Annotated in this window: 25 protein-coding genes; 12 read left to right on the top strand and 13 right to left on the bottom strand. The window is 38.9% G+C overall.

Annotation, left to right across the window (positions count from 1 at the left end):
* Positions 1–8: 8 nt before the first annotated feature.
* Together serB and D464_RS0101880 are read right to left on the bottom strand one after the other, a co-directional pair.
* A complete protein-coding gene (gene serB / locus D464_RS0101895) occupies positions 9–1,256 on the bottom strand; it encodes a phosphoserine phosphatase SerB (RefSeq protein WP_018909899.1) in 1,248 nt (415 codons plus the stop codon).
* Between the two features lie 595 nt (positions 1,257–1,851).
* Positions 1,852–2,439: a hypothetical protein gene (locus D464_RS0101880; RefSeq protein ID WP_018909898.1), complete on the bottom strand. Its 588-nt coding sequence runs from the start codon at positions 2,437–2,439 to the stop codon at positions 1,852–1,854.
* A gap of 362 nt (positions 2,440–2,801) precedes the next feature.
* On the opposite strand from D464_RS0101880, the gene D464_RS0101870 reads away from it, so the two are divergent.
* Positions 2,802–3,278: a DUF6359 domain-containing protein gene (locus D464_RS0101870; RefSeq protein WP_409371850.1), complete on the top strand. Its 477-nt coding sequence runs from the start codon at positions 2,802–2,804 to the stop codon at positions 3,276–3,278.
* A 203-nt stretch (positions 3,279–3,481) separates the two neighbouring features.
* Entirely contained in the window at positions 3,482–4,078 is a 597-nt protein-coding gene (locus tag D464_RS0101865) for an RNA polymerase sigma factor (RefSeq protein WP_018909896.1), read from the top strand.
* An 83-nt stretch (positions 4,079–4,161) separates the two neighbouring features.
* On the opposite strand, the gene rpe is transcribed toward D464_RS0101865, so the two are convergent.
* Both rpe and D464_RS14055 read right to left on the bottom strand, forming a co-directional pair.
* A complete protein-coding gene (rpe, locus tag D464_RS0101860; RefSeq protein WP_018909895.1) occupies positions 4,162–4,818 on the bottom strand; it encodes a ribulose-phosphate 3-epimerase in 657 nt (218 codons plus the stop codon).
* A 10-nt stretch (positions 4,819–4,828) separates the two neighbouring features.
* Positions 4,829–4,957 (bottom strand): hypothetical protein, encoded by a 129-nt coding sequence (locus D464_RS14055; RefSeq protein ID WP_018909894.1) that lies wholly within the window; start codon positions 4,955–4,957, stop codon positions 4,829–4,831.
* A gap of 180 nt (positions 4,958–5,137) precedes the next feature.
* Between D464_RS14055 and D464_RS0101850 the strand changes: the two genes are divergently transcribed.
* Genes D464_RS0101850 through D464_RS0101840 form a run of 3 tightly spaced genes read left to right on the top strand, consistent with a single transcriptional unit; the run spans position 5,138 to position 6,988 of the window.
* Entirely contained in the window at positions 5,138–5,800 is a 663-nt protein-coding gene (locus tag D464_RS0101850; protein ID WP_018909893.1) for a phosphoribosylanthranilate isomerase, read from the top strand.
* Between the two features lie 15 nt (positions 5,801–5,815).
* Positions 5,816–6,394, top strand: coding sequence for an anthranilate synthase component II (locus D464_RS0101845; protein WP_018909892.1), 579 nt, complete (start codon positions 5,816–5,818; stop codon positions 6,392–6,394).
* A 27-nt stretch (positions 6,395–6,421) separates the two neighbouring features.
* Entirely contained in the window at positions 6,422–6,988 is a 567-nt protein-coding gene (locus tag D464_RS0101840) for a UpxY family transcription antiterminator (protein ID WP_018909891.1), read from the top strand.
* Between the two features lie 576 nt (positions 6,989–7,564).
* Here the strand turns inward: D464_RS0101840 and D464_RS0101835 are convergent.
* From D464_RS0101835 to D464_RS0101820, 4 genes are read right to left on the bottom strand one after another with little or no spacing between them, the layout of a single operon-like run.
* On the bottom strand, positions 7,565–9,133 hold the full coding sequence (locus tag D464_RS0101835; protein ID WP_018909890.1) for a peptide chain release factor 3: 1,569 nt from the start codon (positions 9,131–9,133) through the stop codon (positions 7,565–7,567).
* A gap of 14 nt (positions 9,134–9,147) precedes the next feature.
* Entirely contained in the window at positions 9,148–10,032 is an 885-nt protein-coding gene (rfbD, locus tag D464_RS0101830) for a dTDP-4-dehydrorhamnose reductase (protein WP_024985708.1), read from the bottom strand.
* A 13-nt stretch (positions 10,033–10,045) separates the two neighbouring features.
* A complete protein-coding gene (locus D464_RS0101825) occupies positions 10,046–10,654 on the bottom strand; it encodes a DUF4924 family protein (RefSeq protein ID WP_018909888.1) in 609 nt (202 codons plus the stop codon).
* Between the two features lie 22 nt (positions 10,655–10,676).
* On the bottom strand, positions 10,677–11,363 hold the full coding sequence (locus D464_RS0101820) for a LysE family translocator (protein WP_004383289.1): 687 nt from the start codon (positions 11,361–11,363) through the stop codon (positions 10,677–10,679).
* 132 nt (positions 11,364–11,495) lie between these two features.
* Between D464_RS0101820 and D464_RS0101815 the strand changes: the two genes are divergently transcribed.
* The 4 genes from D464_RS0101815 to fmt all read left to right on the top strand — a co-directional run bounded on the left by D464_RS0101815 (position 11,496) and on the right by fmt (position 16,222).
* Positions 11,496–12,497, top strand: coding sequence for an ROK family protein (locus tag D464_RS0101815; protein WP_018909887.1), 1,002 nt, complete (start codon positions 11,496–11,498; stop codon positions 12,495–12,497).
* 278 nt (positions 12,498–12,775) lie between these two features.
* A complete protein-coding gene (locus D464_RS0101810; RefSeq protein WP_018909886.1) occupies positions 12,776–13,345 on the top strand; it encodes an L-threonylcarbamoyladenylate synthase in 570 nt (189 codons plus the stop codon).
* Positions 13,346–13,357: 12 nt separating this feature from the next.
* Positions 13,358–15,154: a chloride channel protein gene (locus D464_RS0101805; RefSeq protein ID WP_018909885.1), complete on the top strand. Its 1,797-nt coding sequence runs from the start codon at positions 13,358–13,360 to the stop codon at positions 15,152–15,154.
* A 54-nt stretch (positions 15,155–15,208) separates the two neighbouring features.
* Positions 15,209–16,222, top strand: a complete 1,014-nt coding sequence (gene fmt, locus D464_RS0101800) for a methionyl-tRNA formyltransferase (protein WP_018909884.1) — start codon at positions 15,209–15,211, stop codon at positions 16,220–16,222.
* A gap of 343 nt (positions 16,223–16,565) precedes the next feature.
* Here the strand turns inward: fmt and D464_RS0101795 are convergent, their stop codons facing one another.
* Complete coding sequence (locus D464_RS0101795; protein WP_018909883.1) at positions 16,566–18,032, bottom strand: SLC13 family permease; 1,467 nt, start codon at positions 18,030–18,032, stop codon at positions 16,566–16,568.
* Positions 18,033–18,160: 128 nt separating this feature from the next.
* Between D464_RS0101795 and D464_RS0101790 the strand changes: the two genes are divergently transcribed.
* Both D464_RS0101790 and D464_RS0101785 read left to right on the top strand, forming a co-directional pair.
* The gene (locus D464_RS0101790) at positions 18,161–19,267 is read left to right on the top strand and encodes an ABC transporter substrate-binding protein (protein ID WP_018909882.1); all 1,107 of its coding nucleotides are present in this window, start codon (positions 18,161–18,163) and stop codon (positions 19,265–19,267) included.
* Positions 19,267–20,274 (top strand): iron ABC transporter permease, encoded by a 1,008-nt coding sequence (locus D464_RS0101785; protein ID WP_026284604.1) that lies wholly within the window; start codon positions 19,267–19,269, stop codon positions 20,272–20,274. The genes D464_RS0101790 and D464_RS0101785 overlap by 1 nt, the downstream gene beginning before the upstream one ends.
* Positions 20,275–20,474: 200 nt before the next feature.
* On the opposite strand, the gene D464_RS0101780 is transcribed toward D464_RS0101785, so the two are convergent.
* Both D464_RS0101780 and D464_RS0101775 read right to left on the bottom strand, forming a co-directional pair.
* Entirely contained in the window at positions 20,475–20,912 is a 438-nt protein-coding gene (locus D464_RS0101780; protein ID WP_024985709.1) for a DUF6078 family protein, read from the bottom strand.
* 91 nt (positions 20,913–21,003) lie between these two features.
* The gene (locus D464_RS0101775; protein WP_018909879.1) at positions 21,004–22,296 is read right to left on the bottom strand and encodes a serpin family protein; all 1,293 of its coding nucleotides are present in this window, start codon (positions 22,294–22,296) and stop codon (positions 21,004–21,006) included.
* A 206-nt stretch (positions 22,297–22,502) separates the two neighbouring features.
* On the opposite strand from D464_RS0101775, the gene D464_RS0101770 reads away from it, so the two are divergent.
* Positions 22,503–23,717, top strand: coding sequence for a uracil-xanthine permease family protein (locus D464_RS0101770; protein WP_024985710.1), 1,215 nt, complete (start codon positions 22,503–22,505; stop codon positions 23,715–23,717).
* Here D464_RS0101770 and D464_RS0101765 read toward each other — a convergent pair.
* The gene (locus D464_RS0101765; RefSeq protein WP_018909877.1) at positions 23,714–24,043 is read right to left on the bottom strand and encodes a hypothetical protein; all 330 of its coding nucleotides are present in this window, start codon (positions 24,041–24,043) and stop codon (positions 23,714–23,716) included. The two genes, D464_RS0101770 and D464_RS0101765, sit on opposite strands and share 4 nt — an antisense overlap.
* Before the next feature lie 50 nt (positions 24,044–24,093).
* Entirely contained in the window at positions 24,094–25,296 is a 1,203-nt protein-coding gene (hemW, locus tag D464_RS0101760; protein WP_018909876.1) for a radical SAM family heme chaperone HemW, read from the bottom strand.
* Positions 25,297–25,488 lie beyond the last annotated feature (192 nt).

Raw genomic sequence — 25,488 nt, 5'->3', positions numbered from 1 at the left:
ATTTGTGGTTAGAATCTGCCGGCTTCCCCCAGATAACTATCCTTGAATCCAAGAAAATACAGCACACCATCGAGCCCGATAGTTGTTATATTTTGTTCGGCAGTAGCTTGCACACGTGGCTTTGCATGGTAAGCAATGCCCAATCCTGCTTCAGAAATCATGGGCAAGTCATTAGCTCCGTCTCCTACAGCTATTGTTTGTGCGAGATTGACTTTCTCAACTTGAGCCAGTAGCTTCAATAGTTCTGCCTTGCGTTTTCCGTCAACTATATCTCCGAGGTAACGCCCAGTTAACTTATTATGCTCATCTATTTCTAATTCGTTGGCATAGACGTAATCAATACCATATTTGCGCTGTAAGAACTCTCCAAAATAAGTAAATCCACCGCTGAGAATCGCTATCTTATAACCACATTGTTTCAGCACATTCATCAATCTATCTACGCCTTCCGTAATAGGCATTGATTCTGCAATATCTTTCATTACGCCAGCATCTAATCCCTTCAATAGTGCTACACGTTCAGCGAAACTCTCTTTGAAATCAATCTCACCACGCATCGCACGTTCTGTGATCTCTGCCACTTGTTCGCCAACACCAGCTCGCTTTGCAAGTTCATCAATACACTCGGTCTGAATGAGCGTCGAATCCATATCAAAGCAGATGAGTCTGCGCATACGACGATACATATCATCCTTCTGTAGAGAACAATCAATACCTTGTTCATGGCTCATTTGCATCAACTCTGCTTGTAAACGTTGATAATCGGTAGGGGTTCCTCTAAGTGAAAACTCAATGCAGGCTCTGACGTGCAAGTAATGTTTCTTAATACTTTGCCGTCCTGTAAGGCGTCGTACAGCATCAATGTTAAAGCCATGAGCCGAGATGATTTGTGCCGTTGCCTCTATGTTCTTCGCCGACAATGACCGCCCAATGATGGTAAGGATATATCTGTTCTTACCTTGTTGGTTCACCCAATCTTCGTACTCGTCATCACTGATAGGTACGAAGCCGATGTTCACGCCAAGTTCTGTAGCTTTGAAAAGCAAGTCTTTCATCACTTGTCCAGAACTTTGCCCGTCAATCCTTATTAAGATACCCAATGATAGGGTAGAGTGAATATCAGCTTGACCAATATCTAAGATGTGTGTATCATATTGTGCAAGTATCTCCATGATAGATGCTGTTAGTCCCGGTCTATCTTGCCCTGTTACTCTGATGAGTATTTGCTCTTCTTGTGTGTTAGTCTTTTCTTCCATATCCAACTTTTGTTCGTGCAAAAGTACAGATTAATTATGACGTGAGCAAATGTCGTAGTCTTGGGTGGTTTCCTATTTTATATGATCCGTGTTTTAATTCTATATAGTTCCCGTTTTAGTTTTATATGCTTCGCGTAATATTTGCCCTATCTCCGCATCATTTATACCTATTACAATTACATTTTTCATCTATTCCAATTTAAATTAACCCTGTTCGCATCTTTGTCTAATAGGCTTCCGCATTCTTTATTCTCCGTTCTCCATTCCTTTCTCACGCCTCTTGCGTCTTTCTCATTCGTACCTTTTACTTGTCTCATCGTGATGAAACTTGTGTCTCACCATGATGAAACTAACTTTATCTGCGTGTGTAAATGATGCGCAACACGTGAGAAAGGAATGGAGAACGGGTGATAAAGAATGCTGGAACAGGTGGAAAACGATTCGCAAACGGGTGAGAGAGATTGGGTGAACCTTTCAAAAAACAGGGAAATGAAATGCACTAAAAGAAGGGCTGATTGCTTCGTGTATTCAGCCCTTCTTATTCCTTTGTAGTTGTAAAATAAAATATTGGTATCCGATAAAAAGGTAAGTAGTATTATCTATTGATGAACTTCTTACCGTTCTGGATAACAACTCCCTTGTAAGTCTTGTCTACACGCTGCCCAGAAAGGTTATACATTGGCTGTGTGTCATCGTTAGAATTGGCATTGATATCTGTGATACCAGCAGAAGTCTCCTTCAAAGTAATTGTGAACTTCTTAATACGTACTTGCTTTTTAGCAGCAGTGAAAGAAGCTGTCTTTGCATCACCTTTCCATGTAGCTGTAATATTATCAGATGAAATAGTGACGCCCTCCATGTTATCAGCAAAACCGTCAGCGAGATATTGCTTTCCATTCTTCTTTTCTTTGTAGGTATCGCATTCCATTACTATCTCTGTCATATTGTAATCTTTTGATGTAATGGTCATAGTAGCTTTCTGATAAAGACGATATGAATACTTATAATTCATAGCTCCCTCTGACATTGTAATAGTTATTCCATCCTTATTGATGCTAATATTACTGCCTTTTGTTGGACCTTGCAGTTCTGCTGAACTGATAACTACTTTCTTTTGTGCAAAAGATAAAGAACTGATTGCAACGAATGCAATAGTGAGAATTAAGCGTAAAGATTTGTTCATAATAAAACTGTTTAATGATTAAAAGAATTTATAACAATGCAAATATAGCTATTTGAAACGAGATATGCAATTAAGTACATTACTATAATTAAAAGACCATCTAATTCTTTGCTTGTTTCTTCTTTATGCCCTTTCGTGTGTACGCTTATAATGTTAAAATCTTCTTTTTATACTGATAATATTTGTTTTATTCTTTTATATACGCTATATTTGTACCGTGTTTTTCACAGATTTAGATGTTTTGCTAAATCTTGTTCGAGGTTGGTAGCTTCCTGCACCAACCTCTTTTTTATTGTTTCACTTGACATTATCTGATTCTTTTCTTATCTTTGCGAAGTTAATATAAACTTGATTCTATGAAGATGAATAGATTAATAATCATGCTCTTAGCCTGCGTTATTTATACAGGATGTCAGAAGATCACTCCCGCAGATGATAATGACAGTTTACCAAGATTAGAGGAAGATGATGACAGCTCTGATGAGGATCAAAAGGTCTTCACTGTTGAGGAGTTCCGCAATGCAGACTTAGGTGATAGATATGTCTGGGTTAAGGGAATCATTGTTGGTGCTTGCAGTAAGAGTATTAAGAATGCGGAATGGATGGATCCTTTCACATTCGATAATGCCGTCCTGTTGTCAGATGAGTTGGGAGATAATACGGAAAAGAAAGTTATTGCCATTCAATTGAGAACCAAAGCAATGAAGAATGAGTTTGGTTTAGCTACTAATCCTAATAACTACGGGCGGACAGTTGCATTCTATGGTACAAAGCAAAGATACCTTGGAGTGCCTGGTATGAAGAAGAATGTCGTGGGTGGACGATGGTTAGATGAATGAGTTTTTGTGTGAAAAGTTTGCTACAAAGGATAAAAGTTACTATATTTGCACAACTTAAACTGCACATCTAAGATAGATGAAGATGATTTTAACCCGATCTATTTAATGTTTTGCAGTAATAGAAGAAAGATTATTTTCAATTAAGATTAAGGAAAAGAAAGCCTATCGGAACAATTATACTTCATAAACCAATAGAATTATAAATGAAGAATCTAAGTGATATGACCGACGAAGAGTTGGCATTGTCATATATTGAAGGAAGTAACGAGGCTTTTGATTTATTGCTTGAGCGCAATCAATCAAGACTCTTTTCGTATATTCTTTTCGTGGTACGTGATCATGACGCTGCTGATGACTTATTTCAGGAGACGTTTGTGAAGGTTATCACTAGGCTACAGCAGGGTAAGTATTCTCCAACTGGAAAGTTCTATGCTTGGATTATGCGCATTGCTCATAATGCTATCATGGACTGGTATCGTGCCCAACGTGCAGATAAAGTTGTTGATGCGCCAAAGGAAAATGATTTGTCCAATATTGGTGGTAGTGAGACTACCATCAGTAATATAGAAAGTCAGTTTATAAACTCTCAAACTCTTTCAGACGTAAAGCGTTTGATGAATTTATTGCCAGCACCACAACGTGAGGTTGTTTACATGCGCTTTTACCAAGAGATGTCATTTAAGGAGATAGCTGAAACTACTGGTGTAAGCATAAACACCAGTCTAGGGCGTATGCGTTATGCCATTCTTAATTTGAGACGGATGGTGCGTGAACATCATTTAAACCTACAGTTTGCTTAATAAGAAAAGGTGTTGAATAGGAGAGGTCCAACGATAATGATTATTATTTTCTGAAGACATCTAATATTCAACACCTTTTACTTTTATCGTTTCAAAGTTTTCAATGAATGAATTGCTGCTCTTGGATCAGAAGCCTTGAAAACATAACTGCCACTAACGAGAATATCTGTTCCAGCTTGTACAAGTCGTGGTGCTGTCTCTTGTTGTACACCACCATCAACTTCTATCAATACTTTACTATTTTCCTTTTCTATTAGTTGGCGAAGTCGCTGAACTTTTTTAATAGTATGCTCAATAAACCTCTGACCACCGAAACCAGGATTAACACTCATGAGCTGAACAATATCAACGTCACAGATAATATCCTCTAAAACATTCACAGGAGTAGAAGGATTCAGTGTTACCCCTGCCTTCATTCCTGCATTATGAATAGCTTGGATTGTTCGGTGAAGATGCACGCACGCCTCATATTGTACATTCATAATAGCTGCTCCAGTATCTGCCGTTTGCTGGATATAATTCTCTGGATGAACAATCATAAAGTGTACATCCATTGGTTTCTTACAAGCTTTTCCAACTGCCTCTAGTATTGGGAATCCAAAAGATATATTAGGAACAAATACACCATCCATAATATCCATGTGAAGCCAATCGGCGTCGCTTTCATTAATCATTTCGATTTCTTTGTCCAAACGGAGGAAATCTGCGGAGAGTAGAGAAGGAGATACAATTATTTCCATACCATTTTCTTTAATTCAAGCAGTAAGACTTCATTTTTCCATTTATCTTTAAGGCGCGATAAGTATAAGCTATCTGCCGAATGAGAGCTAAAGTCTTCTCAGAAGGCTTTAATTCCTCTGGAGTAAATATATTCACCATAGGCTTAAATTATAATATTAATTAGAGAGTTACTATGTCTTTTAAACGTTCGTGATCAGGAGATTATTATAACTGAAGGAAATATTATTTTTGTTTTATCCCACACGTAAGCAATGTTTTTGAGACAATACTACGAGTACAATCTTTTTTTTGGTTATCTTTGCACAAAACATTATAACTATGATAATTAAAGTATGTGGCATGCGTGATGCCGTGAATATTCATAATGTATCGCAATTAGGCGTTGATTGGATAGGACTTAATTTCTGCTCTTCGGATGAGCGTTATGTCAGTCAGATATCTTCATGTGCCGGTATTATTCCTGATTATGGTACATTGAAAATTAATACATCCGAAAGCAATCGTCCTAAGTTATGTGGTATCTTTAAAGATGATATGCCCCAAAACATCGTTACGCGTGTCTATAATTTCAATCTTGATATAGTCCAGCTTGACGGAGACGAAAGTCCTGTTATGATGGATAACCTTCGTCGCACGTTAGATCCAGATATTCATGCTGGCATAAAGATAATGAAAACGATTAATATTAGCACTTGCGAAGATATCAATCAATATAAGCCGTATGCAGAAAGTGCCGATTATTTCCTGTTTAATATCCAAAGTTCTAACGATGGTTCTAAGGATTGGACGATATTAGAAGCATATAACGGGAACATTCCTTTCCTATTGTCAGGCAATATCGGCATAGATGATATAGCGAGTATAAACAATTTTTCTCATCCCCAGTTCTATGGCATAAATATAGATCACAAGTTTGAGGAAGAACCAGCTATGAAAAATATTAATCTGCTCAAGACTTTCTTAGAAAGTATAAAAAGATAAGCGGGGAGAGCATAGATGAAACCGATGAAGATGAAATGTGTTATCATTGATAACTATGATTCATTCACTTATAATCTATCGCACCTTATCAAAGAAGTGGGCGGAGAAGTAACCATTTTTCATAATGATGCATTCCAACTCTGTGAGTTAGAATGCTTTGATAAGATCGTTCTTAGTCCCGGTCCCGGTCTACCTTCCCAAGCAGGCGAATTATTGAATGTCATCCGTTATTATGCTGGTCACAAGCCAATCCTAGGTGTTTGCCTAGGACATCAAGCTATCGCGGAGGTCTTCGGAGCACGACTAGAACACTTATCCGATGTGTTTCATGGGGTATCCACCGAGATAGTTCAGTCTGTAAATACCCCACTTTTTTCAGGTATTAAGAATCCAATCGTCGTGGGACGCTATCACAGTTGGGTTGTTTCAAAGGTTGATTTTCCCGATTGCCTTGAGATAATAGCCGAAAGTACTGATGGGAAAATCATGGCATTGAGGCATCGTAATTATAATATATATGGTATACAATTCCATCCAGAGAGTGTTTTAACGCCCGATGGTAATAAGATTATTTCCAACTGGCTATCACTTTGAGTAATTTTTATTACATCAGAATCAATTATGGAAGAGACAACTAAATATATAGATACTATTGTTGACGACGGATTGCCATGGTATGCAATAAAACTCTTTACAGTTCGTCAAGGAGAAGTTAGAACCTATTTTGAGGAAAAGGGCTTAGAATGTTTCATTCCCGAGCAATATGTTACGATAGAAGGTCGTGATGGTAAGCCACGCGAGATATTGCGCCCAGTCGTTCATAACCTTATTTTCGTTAAACAATCAATTGGCGATAAGCAGTTTCGTAAGATAGTTCAAGAGGCAAACTATAAGATAAGTGTTATACGTAAATCGAGAGATTCACAGGAATATAGCCTCATTCCTCACAATCAGATGTACGAATTCCGATTAATGTGTAACCCAGAAGTGACCATGCGCAAGTTCGTTTCGTCCGAAGAGGCACATCTAAAAGCAGGTGACGAAGTTCTGGTTAAGTTCGGACCAATGAAGGGGATGACAGGTCGATTAGTTCGTTCTAATAAGAAGTATTACTTATTGAAGGAGATTCCAGGTATCGGCGTGATGCTAAAGGTCACTAAATGGTGTTGTGTTCCTATGAAGAAATAAATGTAAAGTAATATTGTTATTTTTAACGCTTATATTTGCGTTATTCTAAAATAATCCTTTCGTTTGAAATATCCAAATTTTGGAGGAGAAAACCGTGTTTTTTATAACTATCTGATACATAGATCGTTATAAAAACATCTATCCTTTCTTGTAAAAATGTACCTCCGTTTTTGATGAAACGTACCTCCGTTTTTGGTAAAACGTACCTCCGTTTTAGGTAAAATGTACCTCCGTTTTTGGTAAAACGTATATCCGTTTTCAGTAAAATGTATATCCGTTTTTGGTAAAACGTATATTCGTTTTTAGTAAAACGTATATATCTTTTACCAAATAGCCCTATTTCTCCTATTTAAAGGGTGTATTTTTCTCTAGAATATCCTATAACAGAAAAAATAAATGTAATATTCTTTGATAATTAATTAATAATCAAAAAGTAGGGACGATGAAGACATCGTCCCTACTTTACAGCACCATTTCAAACAAAACTAATCATAATTTTGCATTTTGAATTATGAATTTTGAATTTAAATGAGAGGGTGTCTGTCCCTACACTTTGTTGCATTTTGGTTCTTTTATTTAGAATTCGCTTGTAAAGTGGAAGCGGATATGCTCAAAATCTTGCTGTGCCATACTCAAAACATAACTGGAATCAGCGAGGAAGACATCGCGTCCTTCGTTATCTTTTGCCATATATTGATACTTACGCTTCTTGAAATTCTCTAATTCGACCTCATCATCGGCCTCAATCCAACATGCTTTGTAGAGATGAACTGGCTCCCAACGACATTTCGCATTATACTCGTGCTCCAAACGATATTGGATAACCTCAAACTGTAATTGTCCAACTGTTCCAACAATACGGCGATTATTGAATTGATTAACGAATGATTGCGCTACTCCTTCATTCATTAATTGCTCAATACCTTTAAGGAATTGCTTAGATTTCATAGGATCATCATTCTCAATATACTTGAAGAGCTCTGGCGAGAAACTTGGTAAGCCACGGAAATGGATGATTTCGCCTTCGGTCAATGTATCTCCAATCTTGAATACGCCACTATTATCTGGAAGACCAACTATATCGCCGGGATAAGCCTCTTCTACGGTACTCTTGCGCTGTGCCATGAATTGGGTAGGGGAGGAGAAGCGCATCGTCTTGTCGTTGCGTACATGCAAATAAGGCTGGTTACGTTGGAATTTACCAGAGCATACCTTGCAAAAAGCAATACAACTACGATGGTTAGGGTCGATATTGGCGGTAATCTTAAAGATAAAGCCCGTGAACTTTGGCTCTGTGGGTTCTACGATTCGCTCTTCAGCCTTCGTTGGTCGTGGGCTTGGAGCTATCTCTACAAAACAATTTAAGAGTTCCTGTACACCGAAGTTATTCAAGGCAGAACCGAAGAATACTGGTGCAACTTCTGCACGTCGATAGGCATCAACATCAAATTCTGGATAGACCCCATTAACCAATTCGAGATCATTGCGGAGTTGTTGAGAGAAATCGGCACCCACATGCTCTTCAAGTTCTTTAGAGTTGATATCTACTTCCACCTTCTCTGTAACTCGTTGCTTGTTGGGTGTGAAAAGGTTTAATTGTTGCTCGTAGATGTTATATACTCCCTTAAAGCGTTGACCTTGTCCGATTGGCCATGATAATGGACGCACACTGATTTGAAGTTCTTCCTCCAATTCATCCAATACATCGAAAGGATCACGACCTTCACGATCCATCTTATTAATGAAAATGATAACAGGCGTGTTACGCATACGGCAAACTTCCATTAATTTTCGTGTTTGTGCCTCAACACCTTTTGCAGAGTCGACAACGATGATGGCAGAATCCACAGCTGTTAGAGTACGATAAGTATCTTCTGCGAAGTCTTGGTGACCAGGAGTATCTAGAATGTTTACCTTATACCCCTCGTAATCGAACTCCATCACAGAGGTTGACACCGATATACCACGTTGCTTCTCAATATCCATCCAGTCAGATGTTGCTGTCTTACGAATCTTATTATTCTTAACAGCACCAGCTACTTGAATCTGTCCACCGAAGAGCAGGAATTTCTCTGTCAATGTAGTTTTACCAGCATCAGGGTGTGAGATAATGGCAAAAGTTCGTCTGCGTTCTATTTCGTTCATTTAAATTCTTTATGTTATTTGTCTTGTTCTTGTAATCCTTTGATACATTTCTTTAATGAGTCTTCCCAATAAGGAATCTTAATGCCAAAGGTTTCTTTAATCTTTGTCTTGTCAAGTACAGAATAGGCTGGGCGTGTAACAGGTGATGGAAATTCATCACTATGGCAAGGTTGAATGTCACAATTACGATTGTCAACAAGTTCTGCAATCTTAATAGTAAAGTCATACCAGCTGCAAACACCTTCGTTAGAGAAATGGTAGATACCATTGTTTCCTTCATATTTACGTTGCTCGACAATATCGTAGATCGTATCAGCTAAATCGCCAGCATAAGTTGGAGTGCCACATTGGTCAAAAACAACTTTCAATTGTGGCTTTGTTGCTGTAAGATTAATCATTGTCTTAACAAAGTTATGCCCAAATTCACTATACAACCAGGCAGTACGTAGGATGATATGTTTCACTCCTGTTGCTTGAATCTTTTGTTCGCCATGTAATTTTGTTAAACCATATACGCCAGTCGGAGTACCTTTCATGTCTTCTTTACAAGGAGTATTATAGGGGTCGCCTCCAAAGACATAATCAGTGCTGATATGAACAAGTAAACCATTTACTTCTTTCATTGCAATCGCAAGATTCTCAGGAGCAATAGCATTGAGCGTCTCAACAATCTCGCCAGCAGTTTCGGCTTTGTCAACATTTGTCCAAGCTGCGCAATTGATGATACATTTAATGTCGTTGTCTTTCACCATTTTGCGTATAGCTTCCAAATTAGTGATGTCTAACTTAGTATAACCATCACATACGTCTGTGAAGATATACTTGTCTTTACTCTTTTGAGATACAATCTGCATCTCATTACCGAGTTGTCCATTTGCACCTGTAACTAAAATATTCATACCCTTATAGTTTTTATTCTTCACCGAAGTCTAACCCCTCTGTCTTGTCCTTTATGTAATAGTCGGATAACATACCAATAAAAGTTGTTACTTCTTTTAAGGCACGCTCTGTTTCTGGTGTAATCTCTTTCTTTTGTAGGCGAAGCATCATGACTCCATAGAGCAAGTCAAAGCATGTCTCTATTTCACTTTTTGAAAGTTGAGAAGCTACATCCTTTAATCGATTGTCATTTGTCTTTGCCATTTTATCAGCAGTACGTTTAGTCTTACCTCTTAGTTCAACAATGAAAGGTAAGACACGATAATATTCTGCTGAATAAAAAGGGAACTTAGAAGATTGGAGTAACTCTTTATGAAGTTCTGTAAGTCCTTGCATCAAGACCTTATTAATCTGTAAGTGTCCTCCCTCACGGCAACCTTCTTGATTCATCATTCTTACAAGGTCACCAAACCAATCCTCTTCTTCTTCCTTTTGTTCGTCTGTATATTGAAATTGATCAATATATTCGGTACGTATTCTTGTGAGTGAACATCCATAAGCTCGAATGATATCTTCAATTTGCCACATATAAAGCAGATATTCTGCCACACTCTTCTTTCTTAATTCTTTTGCAACAAACATATAAAATACCTATTATTTGTATTTATTTCATCAGACCATCGACCGTAGGAAGGTGATAAAGATTGAAAACCGTTCCTAAGAGCATGATAATCGAAAATAAAATAACAATAGAACCAATCACCTTATTTATTATAAGAATACCATTGACATCGAACTTTCCTCGAATCCTGTCGATAAGCCATGTTAGTCCATACCACCATAGTAAGGCTCCTGCTGGGATGCAAGCGAAGCCTATTATCATCTCAAAAGGTTGTCCAGGTTGTACAAAAGCAAATTGTGCAAAGCAGGCCATAAATAGGAAGATGATAAGAGGATTTGAGAATGTTACGAGAAATGCAGTCAATCCATTGTGGAAAATACTACCTTTAGTCTTTCCGCTTTGGTGTACTTTCTTCATTGGATTTGACTTAAAACAATAAAGTCCAAATAATAAGAGTAAGACACTTCCTGATATTTGGAGTATAAGTTTATAAGTAGGGTTTTGTAAAGGACCCATGATAAAGCTCATACCTAAACCAACTATAAGAGCATAAATAGTATCACTAACGGCTGCGCCAATACCTGTTATAAAACCATACCAACGTCCTTTGTTTAAAGTACGCTGAATACATAATATTCCGACTGGACCCATAGGTGCTGATGCGATAATACCAATCAACAAACCTTTAAATATAAAATCCAGTATATCTAATTGGATAGGAAATTGCATGCTTGTTATTTTGGGTGCAAAATTGCAAAAATTATGTGAGAAAAACAAATTTACCTAACAAAACTTTGTGGTATTCTAGTTTTTTCATAACTTTGCTCCAAGTATAATTAAACTAAAAACTTAGTAGGTCATATGGACGTAACAGAACAGAAACCAGTTGTAACTGGTTTAGAAAAGCCATTTGTTATTGGCTTGGATTTGGGAGGAACAAATGCTGTCTTCGGTGTCGTAGATCAGCGTGGTCAGGTACTTGCGACAAATTCAATTAAGACGCAGGCCTATAAAACAGTGGATGACTTTGTAGGGGCTGGTGTTGAAGCATTGAAGCCTCTTATTGCAAAGTATGGTGGAATAGGACAGTTCCGTGCTATGGGTATTGGTGCTCCTAATGGTAATTTCTATCGTGGTACGATAGAATTTGCACCAAATTTGTCATGGGGACATGATGGTGTTGTGCCATTGGGTGATATGTTTTCAGAGAAGTTAGGTATTCCTGTTGGTCTTACCAATGATGCTAACGCTGCTGCTATCGGTGAAATGCAGTATGGAGTTGCACGTGGAATGAAGGATTTCATCATGATTACCCTTGGTACTGGCGTAGGTTCTGGTATTGTGATTAATGGTCAGATGGTTTATGGCTCAGATGGTTTCGCCGGTGAGCTTGGTCACGTGATCATGGTTCGTGGTGAGAAAGGACGTAGCTGTGGCTGTGGTCGTACAGGCTGTCTAGAGGCTTATTGCTCTGCAACTGGCGTTGCACGTACTGCTCGTGAATTCCTAAAAGAGTGCGATGAAGATTCTTTATTGCGTGAGTTGAAAATAGAAGATATTACATCTCTTGATGTTTCTATTGCAGCAGGTCGTGGTGATGCACTTGCAAAGCGTGTATATGAATTTACGGGAAAGATGTTAGGTGAAGCGTGTGCTGATTTTGCAACATTCTCTTCTCCTGAAGCATTTATCTTCTTTGGAGGTTTAACAAAAGCGGGTGACTTGTTGATGGAACCATTAATTCGTGCTTATAGAGAGAATGCTTTGGAAATCTTCCGTGATAAGCCAAAGTTCTTAGTAAGTTCACTTGATGATGCAGCAGCAGCTGTTCTTGGTGCATCTGCTATTGGATGGGAGTTGTAATTTAAAGATATTCGACTTATTACATAAAAGGTAAAGCCTAAGTTCGTATATCTATATTTACATAGAACTATAGTTGAATCCTTTTTAAATTAAGTTCTCTCAATCTAAAAGAAAAGGTTAACGTTAATATTAGATGCGATTCTTGAGATAATATCATACTCTTGAGTCCCTATCTTAATAGCGTTAGCCTTTTTTGTTGTTTTATTTTGTTTTCTCACTTTTTTACTATATCTTTGCGACTCGGAATAAAGTTAATCTATAATTAATTAAAGCAACAAATGAATCAGGAAGACGATATCAAAAAAGCTATTGAGGTGATGAAACAAGGCGGAATCATACTTTATCCGACAGATACTGTATGGGGAATTGGTTGTGATGCTACCAATGCAGAAGCTGTTGCAAAAGTCTATTCATTGAAACGTAGAGACGATTCTAAAGCACTAATCTGTTTGGTTGATTCTGATAATCGTCTACAACGTTATGTTCATAATGTCCCTGATGTTGCTTGGCAACTAATTGATGCTGTAGAGAAACCAACAACATTAATTTTAGATGGTGCAGTGAACCTTGCACCTAACTTGATAGCAGAAGATGGTTCTATTGGTATTCGAATCACAAAGGAACCCTTCTCGCATGAATTATGTTATCGATTCCAAAAGGCTATTGTGAGCACATCCGCTAATATAAGCGGTGAGCCTGCTGCTCAGAACTATTGCGATATTTCTCAAGAGATACTTGATGGTGTAGACTATGTTTGTCAGTCTCGTCGTCAAGAACATAAGCCCCATACACCTTCTAGTATTATAAAGTTGAGTGTTGATGGTGAGGTGGAAATTATTAGAAAATAAGTAAACGTATAGATGGAAGTATCGGCTAAATTAGGCTTTCTCTCTCGATTTGATGTTTGGCGTCAGAAGCATATATCTAATCGTGAGTTAGTTTTAGTACTAGCATTTGCTATTGGTTTTCTTGCTTCTTTAGCTGCTTATATACTCCATATTATTATTGGTCAGATAGAGGAACTTGTTACTTCAGGCTTCCATGTGATGACAATCAATTGGCTCTATCTGCTTTATCCTGTTATCGGTATTTGGCTTACGAGTTTATTTGTCAAATACATGGTTCGTGATAATATCTCCCATGGTATTACGCGTGTTCTGTATGCTATTTCCACGAAGCAATCTCGATTGAAAGCGCATAATACATGGTCTTCTATCGTTGCATCTGCCATTACAATCGGGTTTGGTGGTTCTGTTGGAGCTGAGGCTCCTATCGTATTGACGGGTTCCGCTATTGGAAGTAACTTAGGACGCATTTTTCATCTAGACAATCGTACACTCATGCTCCTTGTGGGCTGTGGAGCAACAGCTGCAGTATCTGGTATCTTTAAGGCTCCTATTGCAGGGTTAGTCTTTACGCTAGAAGTATTGATGGTAGATCTTACCATGGCTTCTTTGTTACCAATACTTATTTCCTCAGTAACAGCAACATGCTTTTCTTACTTCTTCACAGGTGGATCTCCGATGTACCACTTCCAAATGGATTATCTTTGGAGTCTTGAACGTGTACCGCCTACGATACTCCTTGGTATTGCTTGTGGCTTTATTTCGCTTTATTTCATGCGCCTTATGTCGTGGTGCGAAAATGGTTACGGCAAACTTTCTAAGTATCCTTATCTAAAGCTACTTGTTGGTGGCTTAGTACTATCCTCTCTCATCTTCCTTTTCCCTTCTCTCTATGGTGAAGGTTATAATAGTTTAGGATTATTCATTGAGGGGAAGACTGAGGCTGACTGGATGCAAGTTATGAGTGGTTCTATGTTTGCTGGTCAAACGAACTTACTTGTACTCTATGTTGGTTTCGTTATGCTTACTAAGGTTTTTGCTACTAGTGCTACAAATGGTGCAGGTGGATGTGGTGGAACTTTTGCTCCAGCACTATTCATTGGAGGTTTCGGCGGATTCTTTTTTGCTCGTCTTTGGAATATCCAACAGTTAGGTGTTTATGTTCCAGAGAAGAACTTTACGCTCTATGGAATGGCAGCTGTTATGGCAGCTGTCATGCATGCGCCCTTGACAGGAATATTCTTGATTGCAGAATTGACAGGTGGGTATCAGCTTTTTATACCTTTAATTATAGTAACCATCTGCTCTTATCTGACGATTAATATTTTCGAGCACCATAGTATCTATGCTGTCCGATTAGCCAAACAAGGTAAATTGCTCACGCATCACACAGACAAATCTATCCTTACATTGATGACAATGGATAAGATTATTGACCGTGATTTTACCTCTGTTGCTCCTGATATGGAAATGGGACAACTCGTTCATGCCCTTAGTTCGAGCCGCAATGATTATATCCCAGTTCTCAATGAAAGTGGCTGCCTTATGGGCGAGATAGATATTACCAAACTTCGCCATATTATTTTCCGTACAGAGCTTTATCATCGATTTCATGTGAGTCAACTTATGACAGCTCCAGCAGCTACATTAGGTGTTAATGACCCTATGGAAGATGTGATGCAAACGTTCGATAGTACAGGAGCGCAGTATTTACCAGTGGTTGGTTTAGATGGTCATTTGGTAGGATATATCTCACGAATTCGATTGTATAGTATGTATCGTCAGTTCGTTGCAGACTTTAGTGCCGAGTAAGTCCTGCTCTTACTCTCATTTTATTCCGCATCCTTAATTGTAAAATCTCAAAGAATGAATAGTAAAGATATACGTATCATCTTTATGGGGACCCCCGAGTTTGCGGTGGAGTCCTTAAAAGCCTTAGTGGAAAACGATTATAATGTAGTAGCTGTTGTGACGCAACCTGATAAACCTGTTGGGCGGCATCAAGAGAAGTTGCAACCTTCTGCTGTTAAGCAGTATGCTTTAGAAAAAGGCTTACCAGTGCTTCAACCAGTGAAGATGAAGGATTCTGAGTTTATCGAGGAACTTCGTTCTTATCATGCGGACTTACAAGTTGTTGTTGCCTTCCGTATGTTACCAGAAATCGTTTGGGCAATGCCTCGTTTGGGAACTTTCAATGTTCATGCTGCTCTATTGCCTCAATATCGAGGGGCTGCTCCTATTAATTGGGCAGTAATCAATGGAGAGACGCAAACGGGTGTTACGACTTTCTTCCTTGATAAAGACATTGACACGGGTAGGATTATTATGCAAAAGCCATTCGACATCCCTGATACGGCTGATGTTGAATATGTTTATGATGGTTTAATGCACTTAGGTGCAACAATAGCAATAGACACAATCAATCTTATTGCCTCTAAGTTGTCAGAAGATAACTTAGATGTTGATTTCTCTCATGTCTTAGACGAGATTAGCGTACCCCAAGAGCAAGAGAATATAGAACTAAAGAGCGCACCGAAGATATTTAAAGAAACCTGCGTGATAAATTGGAGTCAACCAGCAAAGACCATTTATGACTTTATTCGTGGACTTAGTCCTTATCCTGGTGCATGGAGTTCGTTAGTCTTGAATGATGGTTCGGAGAGCAAGTCATTGGTTATGAAAGTCTATAAAACTTCAAAGACGAATCGTGCAGCCACAGGCGCAGTTGGCAGCATTGTTGTTGAGAAGAATCGCCTATATGTGAATACGACAGATAACTTGCTTGAGCTTTTGGATATTCAGTTATCTGGAAAGAAACGCATGGATGCTGCCTCTTTTCTTAATGGCTTTAAAGTAATCTCTAACTATCATTTCAGTTAATTTCTATGAACTAATACGAAAAGAGACAAGAGAGTTCTCCTTACTATCGAACAAACGCCCTTCTGGATTCCAAAAGGGCGTTTGTTAGTTTTAAAGAGAAGGTATACTTGTATGTGGAGATGTTGAATAGGTCAGAATAGAAAGGTCTGGAACTATTTCGAGAAAGCTAGGAGCTTTTTATTAAAAGTTTAAGAACTTTTGAGGGCTTAGCATATAACGAGATATAGATTATTTATTTGTGAGATAAAACAAGTTACGGCACTACCAAACGATTGTTTGATAATGCCGTGAGAGAGACATTTATAAATATTGGTTTTAATCGCTCTAAATAGAGCTTATGCTTTTAACCAAGAAAGTGGATTTCTCCGATGAAATAGAGTAGGATATAGCCTAAGATGATAGAAACCAGACCACAGGTTAGTCCCGTCTTTAGCATATCCTTTTGTTCGATTAAGCCTGTTGAGTAAGCAATAGCGTTGGGAGGTGTTGAAATTGGTAAACACATTGCTGTTGATGCTGCAATGGCAATACCAATGAGGACTGTACTTGTACCACCAATACCACCGAGCTTATCGCCCATACCACGGCATACAACAGCGAGGATAGGTACTAATAGGGCTGCTGTTGCAGTGTTTGAAATGAAATTAGAGAGGAAGAAACAAATCAAGCCAGAGATAGCAAGGATAACGATAGGGCTCCAATTTCCAAATGGAATACTCTCTATAGCTGCATCTGCCAAGCCAGATCCGTTCATACCCAATCCAATGGCGAAACCTCCAGCAACCATCCAGATGACGCTCCAGTTAATCTCCTGCATATCTTTTGCGGTAATAACGCCCGTGACAGCGAAGATTGCCATTGGAATCATTGAGACTGTGTTGGTGTCAATGCCTGTGATGTCCTTTGGAATTACCCATAAGAGAATTGTGATAATGAAGGTAATGATAACTACCCACATACGCCATCCACGGTGTACTTCTCCATCAATCTTCAGGTGGATAGTCTTCTGTGTGAATGGGAAGAAATACAGAATAATTCTCCATGATAACAGCATTAAGACGATTACAAGCGGTGCCATGAATGCCATCCAGTGCATGAAGTCGATATTCATGTTAAGACCTGCTGGGTCATTGAGATATTTAAGTGCGATGAGGTTGGGAGGTGTTCCAATCGGTGTTCCCATACCGCCAAGGTTGGCAGCAATGGGTATAGACATCGTCAAAGCGATACGTCCTTTGCCATTAGCAGGTAGGGCTGCAAAGACAGGAGTAAGGAAAGTAAGCATCAATGCAGCAGTCGCAGTGTTTGAAATGAACATTGAGAAAAGTCCTGTGATAAGCAGGAATCCCAAAAGAACATTCTCACTCTTGTTTCCGAAAGGCTTGATAAGGTTACGTGCCAAGAGCGTGTCAAGTCCCGACTTCGAAGCAGCAATCGCTAAGATAAATCCCGCAAGGAAGAGCATAATAATTGGATCTGCAAAGGATGCCATGATTTCCTTCGAATCAAGTAAATCCCCGACTCCCTCACCTTTGAAGACTCCAAAAGCGTTCTTAGATACGGTGACACACATGATAGACATGATGCTTAGCGAGGTTGCCCACGCAGGGATGCATTCCGTCAGCCACGACAGGGTAGCAAACACAAAGATTGCAATGATACGTTGTTGTACAATGGTTAATCCATCAATACCGAAAGCACTTGTTGGAAGATTCCAAACGATAGTTGTTACAGCGATAATAGCCAGTAGTTGCCAAACATGTTTTGTTTCGACGTGGCTACTAAGTGCATTAGACTTTTCTTCAGCCATGGTGTTGGTTGTTTAGATTAATACTTTAGATTGTTTAGTTATTTGTGGTCGCTAAAGTATAAAAAATATCCTTAAAGAACAAGATAATACCTCTTTTTTTGTATTTTTGCATATCAATTTTCTAAGTTATGCGCCAATTATCAGTACTTGTCCTTTGTTTCTCATTGTTGGTTTCTTGTAGTCTTCGACAGCAAAAAGCAAACGAAGAAATAGGGGAGACAGGGTTTAAATATGCTCGGAATATCACAATGGAGCATAAGGATGGTTATGTTATTGTAAAGTTGCTGAACCCTTGGAAGAAGGGAACAATCCTACAAACATATTATCTCATGCCACGTAATGTTGAGTCAGAGAATATCTCGGATGGAGTACGTGTGGATGTTCCTATCCAGCGAAGCATTGTGTTTACGACGGCTCATGCGAATCTTCTTGAGATGTTGCATGCCCAGAAAGCTATTGTGGGTGTTGCCGATTTGAAGTATATGCTTATCCCCGATGTTCAACAGCGAGCACGGAAGGGAGAGATTGCTAATTGTGGTGAATCGATGAAGCCTGATGTAGAACATATTATAGACTTAAAGTCTGATGCTATCCTGCTTTCTCCTTTTGAGAATAGTGGTGGTTATGGACGATTGGAAGAGATTGGTGTACCCATTATTGAGTGTGCCGACTATATGGAACGTTCAGCCTTAGGGCGTGCCGAATGGATGAAGTTCTATGGAATGTTATATGGTCGTGAGCATGAAGCAGACTCCTTGTTTGCGGTTGTAGAGCAGAACTATAAGGCTTTGAGTGCAAAGGCGAAAAAGAGCAAGGTGAAGCGAAGTGTCTTGCCAGATAGGAAAGTTGGTGCTGTTTGGTATTTGCCTGGTGGAGAGAGTAGTGTGGGCTTGTTGTATAAGGATGCCAATGGTTCTTATGCTTATGCGCAGGACAAACATAGCGGTAGTCTTTCAATGCCCTTTGAGACGATATTAGATAAGTTTGGAGACAGTGACTTCTGGATTCTCTGTTATAATGGGAACTTCAGTCTGAATACCTTATTGGCGGAGTATCAAGGCTATAGAGCGTTGAAGCCTTATAAAACAGGAGAGGTTTATGGCTGTAAGGTGGATAGTACGCCCTACTTTGAGGAAGTCAGTTGGCGACCTGATTGGCTACTTTCAGACTTGATCCAACTCTTCCATCCCGACTTACATTTAGGTGCGATGCGTTATTACAAGAAACTTAAATGATGAAGAGGAACGTCTGTATCATCCTATTGTTAGTGGCTGGCATTATCGTACTATTTGCCATGAGTCTTATAGTGGGTTCGGTGAGAATCCCATTAGCCGATGTCTGCGATATACTCTTTGATAAGTTCGATGGTAAGGAGAGTTGGAAGTATATCATAATGGAGAATCGACTTCCTCAAGCCTTAACAGCAATGCTATGTGGGGCGTCGCTGGCAGTCTGTGGTCTAATGCTTCAAACGGCATTCCGTAATCCTTTGGCTGGTCCAGATGTATTCGGAATCAGCTCGGGAGCAGGATTAGGAGTGGCAATCGTGATGTTATTCTTAGGTGGGAGTGTGTCAACAACCATGTTTACCGTATCAGGTTTCCTTGCTATTCTTACGTCTGCATTCATCGGCGCAATAGTCGTTACGATGATTATTCTGTTTCTTTCGACCATGGTAAGGAACAGTGTACTATTGCTTATCGTTGGTCTGATGGTGGGCTATGTCTCCTCGTCAGCTGTGGCATTATTGAATTTCTTTGCTTCAGAAGAAGGTGTAAAGAGTTATATGGTATGGGGTATGGGCAACTTTGGAGGTGTATCAATGAATCACATGTTGCTCTTCGCTTTACTCTGTTTGGTTGGTATCATAGCCTCCATATTCTTAATAAAGCCCCTCAACATTATGCTCTTAGGCACTCAATATGCTGAAAGTCTTGGTATCAATATCCGCCAGATACGTAACCTATTACTCGTGACAGTCGGTTTATTGACAGCCGTAACAACAGCCTTCTGTGGACCTGTCTCTTTCCTTGGTTTGGCTATACCTCACATGACCCGATTATTATTGCATACGGAGAACCATCAGATTCTTTTACCCTGCACAATTCTTTGTGGTGCCATGATTGCGTTGTTGTGCAATCTTATTTGTTATTTACCGGGAGATGGAGGGATTATTCCTCTTAATGCTGTTACACCACTTCTTGGTGCACCTATTATTATATATGTCATAGTGAAACGATAGGTATTTGCCCCTGCCTGCACAATAACTGAACGATTGATAATATAGATACCCGTAGAGTTTCATGGGATGAGACTGTGTGTCTCAAAGCCTGAAACTGTGTGTTTCATGGGCTGAGACTGTGAGTTTCAAAGCCTGAGACTATGTGTTTCATGGGCTGAAACAGTGTGTCTCAGGCTTTGAAACGACTATGAGACACTATTCTATTCGAAAGAGTAACGATCAATGTAATTGTCAAAACTTAACTTTTCGGTGTAACCATACGAGCGGAATATATCGATAATATCCGCTTGTTGTTCAGGAGTGAGCGTAAGTTGTCCGTTCATATAACGATAGTAAGTAGGGCGACTTCCGAGATATTGCTGTATTTCTCTGCGTATCGGCGTGTCGTCTACATGCTTGACATTGAGGAATAGATTATGGAATCCCCATGCTGCACGTATCACTTTCTTCTCTACATAAAACTCGCATCTGCCGTTTTGTAGCGCATTGGGGAAGACGGCTAAGCCTATGTTTTTGTCTTCCGGTAGATGTTGTCCAACGAAATAACGCATACAAGTATCCTTGTGTGGGCAATCTTTGTTGAAACAAAGTTCCCATATTGATGGGACGGAATCGAAGTTGAATGCTGATTTATCCATGTTTGCTTTTATAGAATATAGAAATAGTTATATCAATAATAGCGGTGTCCTATATGGGATGTAAAATGACTGACTTACATTTGGGAAGGAATCATTCGCCCATAAATTTACCCATGAAGCATACATTACCGAATTGGTCTGTAATGTAATAGAAGAATGGGTGATCCGCTGTAAATGTGAATCTTGTTGGGTGTGTTGTCATACCAAGAGTCATCATCGAGGTTGATTGAACAGCTTTTGCGGCTACTCCTTTCTCATTAACATCCAGTCTGATCTGTTGATACACCTTATCTATATATAAGGGTGACGGGCTCATCTGACTGAAATCTGCTGTTTGTTGAGAGAAAAGAACGCCTAATCCTGATTTGGTGTATAGCTCTTTCAAAGGTAGTTTGATAGATGTTGAGAATTTAGGAAGAGCAATCTCCACCTCGTCATATTGCTTATGTAGTTTCGTTAAGTTATAGAGAGTACTGTCCTTAAAGTCGTTGATGATGTCTCCCAATTTATTGCCTTTGTTAGGAAGAACGACATACATATTGAAGCCATTCTGCATGCCTAAGGTCAAAACCTTGTATTCCTTTCCTTCATAACCTCGGAAGTTCTTGTCTTGATCAACGGTGTGCATCATGTGAACCTTGGTCTGTTTACCATCTTGCTTATAGAAAGTTTGAAGATCTGTACTCTCTTCCATAAACTCATAACTCCATGGGATTCGTAGAGCTACAGCGTTGATGATCTGTGCAGAGTAAGGAGTTGAGACATCTATTGGTAGTGTTGTGATGTCACCTTTCGTTATCTTTGCACAAAGGGTATCAGCCTTTATCTTCTCTTCTTGTTGGTTAGCTGAGGCAATGATATTCGTGAAGTAATAATCTTGAAGTGCTTTCTGATATTCGGGTAATAGTTCCGTTGCCTCATTGAGAGCTATGAAGTTAGCGGTGACCATATACCCATTAGATGATTTCTTATCCTTTGAATTACCTGCGCCTATATTGGAGAAGGTCTCTCGTCTTTGACCTATAAGTATCTTCTTATTAAGTTTGTTGACATATTCAAGTTGCTTTTTTGAATATCCAAGAACATGGGATAATGCCTGCTTTGTCTTCCCAGCAGCACCATTGTTTAGCATGTTTAGGGAATAAATAACGGCAGTCGGTGAGAATACAATGCTCTTCTCGTTCTCTTTATTGGATAGTTGCTGAAAGAGTTTTAGTCCGAATGCGTTAGAAGAAGATATGAGCTTGCTCTCTTCCGTTGAAAGAGTGTAGTCTGGGACTTCTTCCTCAGTAGCAGCTTCTTCGAGTGTTTTAGCAGTCTGATTGGTATTGATACAGCTTGCAAATATCAATAGAAATGGGAGGTAGAATAATCTTGTTTTCATAAGGCAATGTTGTTTTAAATTAATGATTAAGGCTTCAAAGGTACAAAATATATTCTTTTGTCACTCTCTAATTGCATGTTTTTAAGTGATACTTAAACTTTTCTAGTATTGTAGCCCTGTACTGCACAATTTTTTATAAATTTGCAGTTGAAAACCATTCTTAGTCTACTGACTATTAGTATATATTCATATTAATCAATCAATACATGGATAATTTAAAACTATCACCAGTACGGAAAACTATAGTGGGAGTGCAATTTCTCTTTGTAGCTTTCGGTGCTACTGTTCTCGTCCCTTTGCTTGTTGGGCTTGATCCAGCAACAGCGTTATTCACAGCAGGTATAGGAACTTTTATCTTTCATTTGGTTACGAAAGGTAAGGTTCCTATTTTTTTAGGTTCATCATTTGCCTTTATCGCACCAATCATTGCTGCTTCAAAGCAATGGGGAATGCCCGGTACGCTTGCGGGAATAGCTGGAGTTTCATTGGTTTACTTTGTTATGTCGGCACTAATCAAGTGGCAGGGAAAGAAACTATTAGATAAGTTATTTCCTCCAGTCGTTATAGGACCAGTAATTATTTTAATTGGTTTGTCATTATCGACATCGGCTGTTGATATGGCAAAGACGAATTGGTTATTGGCATTTGTTTCATTAGCTGTAGCTGTGAGTGTATTGTCTTTGGGGCATGGTTTAATGAAACTTGTACCTGTTATCTGCGGTATCATTTGTGGTTATCTCGTTGCTATTTGTATGGGAGTTGTTGACTTCTCACATGTTGAGGCAGCGCCATGGTTGGCTTTGCCTCCTGCCTTGTCAGACTTTCATCTACTACAATTCGCTTGGGAACCATTCCTTTATATGATTCCTGTGGCTATAGCACCAGTGATAGAGCATGTAGGCGATATTTATGTGGTGAGTGCTGTTGCAGGTAAGGACTTCACTGCCTCTCCAGGATTACATCGCACAATGTTAGGTGATGGTTTGGCTTGTTTGGCTGCTTCTTTCTTTGGTGGACCTCCAGTTACAACCTATAGTGAGGTAACGGGAGCGATGAGTATTACAAAGGTAACACACCCACAAGTAATTCGTATTGCTGCTGCAACAGCTATTGTATTCTCGGTTATTGGTAAGTTGAGTGCTCTCTTACAGAGTATTCCTGCAGCCGTGTTAGGAGGTATTATGTTATTGCTCTTTGGTACCATCGCTTCTGTAGGTATTCAGAACCTCATTCAGCATAAGGTTGACTTCAACCGTACTCGCAACATCATAATAATATCCATTACGTTGACAATGGGTATTGGAGGAGCCGTACTACAATGGGGTAGTTTCTCTATTAGCGGTATAGGACTATCGGCAGTCGTTGGTGTTATTCTGAACCTATTGTTACCTCCAGCAAAGGAAAAGAAAGTGCAAGACTAATAATTGCGTAAGGATTCGCGATATTGTTGTTTAATCTTGCGCTCTAAGTCCTCCAATGTCTTTTTACTAGTAAGCATGCTTTTGATAAGGCGATAGCCAAGCCATATAATGACCATGCCTACAAGTGCTAGAAGATATTGGAGGATTATATTGTTCACCAGCCCTTTTGTAAAGTTCTCACAAATAACGAATCCTATTATGAAGATGATATAGTCTATCATTCCCCAGCTATTATAGCTTTTGGCAATGCGTTGATATTCTTCATTGTTAGCGAGAACATCATTTCGGTTCTCCGCCCATTTCGTTTCAAATTCTTCGTTAGTCATCTTTCTAATATTATGTGTTAAATGCTATTGGTGATATGGATATGTAAGGATTAAACCTTCATTAAATCACTCATGATGGTATCACTAACATATATTCCATTATGCGTAAGATGAAGCCATCCATCATCTTCTTTTAGTAAATTCTGTTGTATTAAAGGTCTCGTAAGCCGCATGAGATAGTCTTGATAAGGCTCTGAAAGTGTAGATAATTGCAATCCTTCCTGAGTGCGGAGAGTCGTCATTATCATATCATTATAATGTGTATCCTCATCTATAAATTCTTCTTCATAAGGACGTTTGTTGTCCTTTAATGCAGAAATATAGGCTTTGATATCTGCTACATTCCAACTTCTTTTACTGTTGTTATAAGAGTGGGCTGCAGCACCAAGTCCAATATAGGGCACATTATGCCAATAAGAACTATTGTGTAAAGAGCGGAAAGGACTTTGGTCTTTGACCTTTGAAGGTTGATCTTTGATGTTTGATCTTTGATGTTTGAGTTTGGCAAAGTTGCTAATCTCATAATGCTCATATCCTGCCTGTGTAAGACTATTGATGAGTAGATCATACATTTGGCGATAAAGTTCATCATCCATTTCTTTTACCTTCCCATTCTTTAATAGCTGATAGAGTGGAGTACCTTCTTCGTACATAAGACTATAAGCAGAAAGGTGTTCAACGTCTAGTTGGATAGCTCTATCAATGTCCGACTTCCATTCATTCATTGTCTCGTTTGGGAATCCAAACATGAGATCAATAGATATATTATGAATTCCAATTTTACGTAATCTTTTTATTGCAAGTTCAACTTCATCTGCCGTATGCCTTCTATGTAAGAAACGTAGACGTTCATCCGAGAATGTCTGAACACCCATAGATATTCTATTGATAGGTAACTTTTGTAAGTTACGTACAAATGTTTCTGTTACATCGTCTGGGTTACACTCCATGGTTATTTCTAAAGGACTATTATTCTTATTCCATGTCATGTGAAACACCTTCTTGATAGTAGAAAATATCTGTTGTAGACTCTTATATGCCAATTGCGAAGGAGTACCTCCTCCTAAATATATACTCCTTATAGGTTCATATAGTTCGTTCGCCCGAAGCTGCATCTCATTACAAAGAGCATTTACATATTGTTCTTCTATTGTAAGTCCGTTATCCTTTTGTCTTGTTGGAATAGTAGAATAAAAGCCACAATATATACAGCGACTTGCGCAGAAGGGAACGTGAACATATAAGCCTGCCATGATTCTGATGTTGTGTTATATATAATGTAATGCTGTGGGAAACATTGCAAATGTACTAATAAGTTTTAAAAAATAACGCCTTTTGAGTAAAAACTTTTGGTGCTTTCATAGGAAATGGCTACCTTAGGCGACTGAAAATAAGAGCTAAGGCTCATAACCTAAAAGCAAATTATAAGTTTATTACTAATAGCT

This window comes from Prevotella veroralis DSM 19559 = JCM 6290 (genome assembly GCF_000377625.1).
GTDB classification, from domain to species: Bacteria; Bacteroidota; Bacteroidia; order Bacteroidales; family Bacteroidaceae; genus Prevotella; species Prevotella veroralis.
Note: the sequence above shows the minus strand (reverse complement) of the source record. Positions and strands in the feature narration are given on the sequence as shown.

Excerpts from the sequence above, each read along its gene's own strand:
- serB (WP_018909899.1), bottom strand. The coding sequence starts at position 1,256 with ATGGAAGAAAAGACTAACACACAAGAAGAGCAAATACTCATCAGAGTA.
- D464_RS0101880 (WP_018909898.1), bottom strand. The coding sequence starts at position 2,439 with ATGAACAAATCTTTACGCTTAATTCTCACTATTGCATTCGTTGCAATC.
- D464_RS0101870 (WP_409371850.1), top strand. The coding sequence starts at position 2,802 with ATGAATAGATTAATAATCATGCTCTTAGCCTGCGTTATTTATACAGGA.
- D464_RS0101865 (WP_018909896.1), top strand. The coding sequence starts at position 3,482 with ATGAAGAATCTAAGTGATATGACCGACGAAGAGTTGGCATTGTCATAT.
- rpe (WP_018909895.1), bottom strand. The coding sequence starts at position 4,818 with ATGGAAATAATTGTATCTCCTTCTCTACTCTCCGCAGATTTCCTCCGT.
- D464_RS14055 (WP_018909894.1), bottom strand. The coding sequence starts at position 4,957 with ATGGTGAATATATTTACTCCAGAGGAATTAAAGCCTTCTGAGAAGACT.
- D464_RS0101850 (WP_018909893.1), top strand. The coding sequence starts at position 5,138 with ATGATAATTAAAGTATGTGGCATGCGTGATGCCGTGAATATTCATAAT.
- D464_RS0101845 (WP_018909892.1), top strand. The coding sequence starts at position 5,816 with ATGAAACCGATGAAGATGAAATGTGTTATCATTGATAACTATGATTCA.
- D464_RS0101840 (WP_018909891.1), top strand. The coding sequence starts at position 6,422 with ATGGAAGAGACAACTAAATATATAGATACTATTGTTGACGACGGATTG.
- D464_RS0101835 (WP_018909890.1), bottom strand. The coding sequence starts at position 9,133 with ATGAACGAAATAGAACGCAGACGAACTTTTGCCATTATCTCACACCCT.
- rfbD (WP_024985708.1), bottom strand. The coding sequence starts at position 10,032 with ATGAATATTTTAGTTACAGGTGCAAATGGACAACTCGGTAATGAGATG.
- D464_RS0101825 (WP_018909888.1), bottom strand. The coding sequence starts at position 10,654 with ATGTTTGTTGCAAAAGAATTAAGAAAGAAGAGTGTGGCAGAATATCTG.
- D464_RS0101820 (WP_004383289.1), bottom strand. The coding sequence starts at position 11,363 with ATGCAATTTCCTATCCAATTAGATATACTGGATTTTATATTTAAAGGT.
- D464_RS0101815 (WP_018909887.1), top strand. The coding sequence starts at position 11,496 with ATGGACGTAACAGAACAGAAACCAGTTGTAACTGGTTTAGAAAAGCCA.
- D464_RS0101810 (WP_018909886.1), top strand. The coding sequence starts at position 12,776 with ATGAATCAGGAAGACGATATCAAAAAAGCTATTGAGGTGATGAAACAA.
- D464_RS0101805 (WP_018909885.1), top strand. The coding sequence starts at position 13,358 with ATGGAAGTATCGGCTAAATTAGGCTTTCTCTCTCGATTTGATGTTTGG.
- fmt (WP_018909884.1), top strand. The coding sequence starts at position 15,209 with ATGAATAGTAAAGATATACGTATCATCTTTATGGGGACCCCCGAGTTT.
- D464_RS0101795 (WP_018909883.1), bottom strand. The coding sequence starts at position 18,032 with ATGGCTGAAGAAAAGTCTAATGCACTTAGTAGCCACGTCGAAACAAAA.
- D464_RS0101790 (WP_018909882.1), top strand. The coding sequence starts at position 18,161 with ATGCGCCAATTATCAGTACTTGTCCTTTGTTTCTCATTGTTGGTTTCT.
- D464_RS0101785 (WP_026284604.1), top strand. The coding sequence starts at position 19,267 with ATGAAGAGGAACGTCTGTATCATCCTATTGTTAGTGGCTGGCATTATC.
- D464_RS0101780 (WP_024985709.1), bottom strand. The coding sequence starts at position 20,912 with ATGGATAAATCAGCATTCAACTTCGATTCCGTCCCATCAATATGGGAA.
- D464_RS0101775 (WP_018909879.1), bottom strand. The coding sequence starts at position 22,296 with ATGAAAACAAGATTATTCTACCTCCCATTTCTATTGATATTTGCAAGC.
- D464_RS0101770 (WP_024985710.1), top strand. The coding sequence starts at position 22,503 with ATGGATAATTTAAAACTATCACCAGTACGGAAAACTATAGTGGGAGTG.
- D464_RS0101765 (WP_018909877.1), bottom strand. The coding sequence starts at position 24,043 with ATGACTAACGAAGAATTTGAAACGAAATGGGCGGAGAACCGAAATGAT.
- hemW (WP_018909876.1), bottom strand. The coding sequence starts at position 25,296 with ATGGCAGGCTTATATGTTCACGTTCCCTTCTGCGCAAGTCGCTGTATA.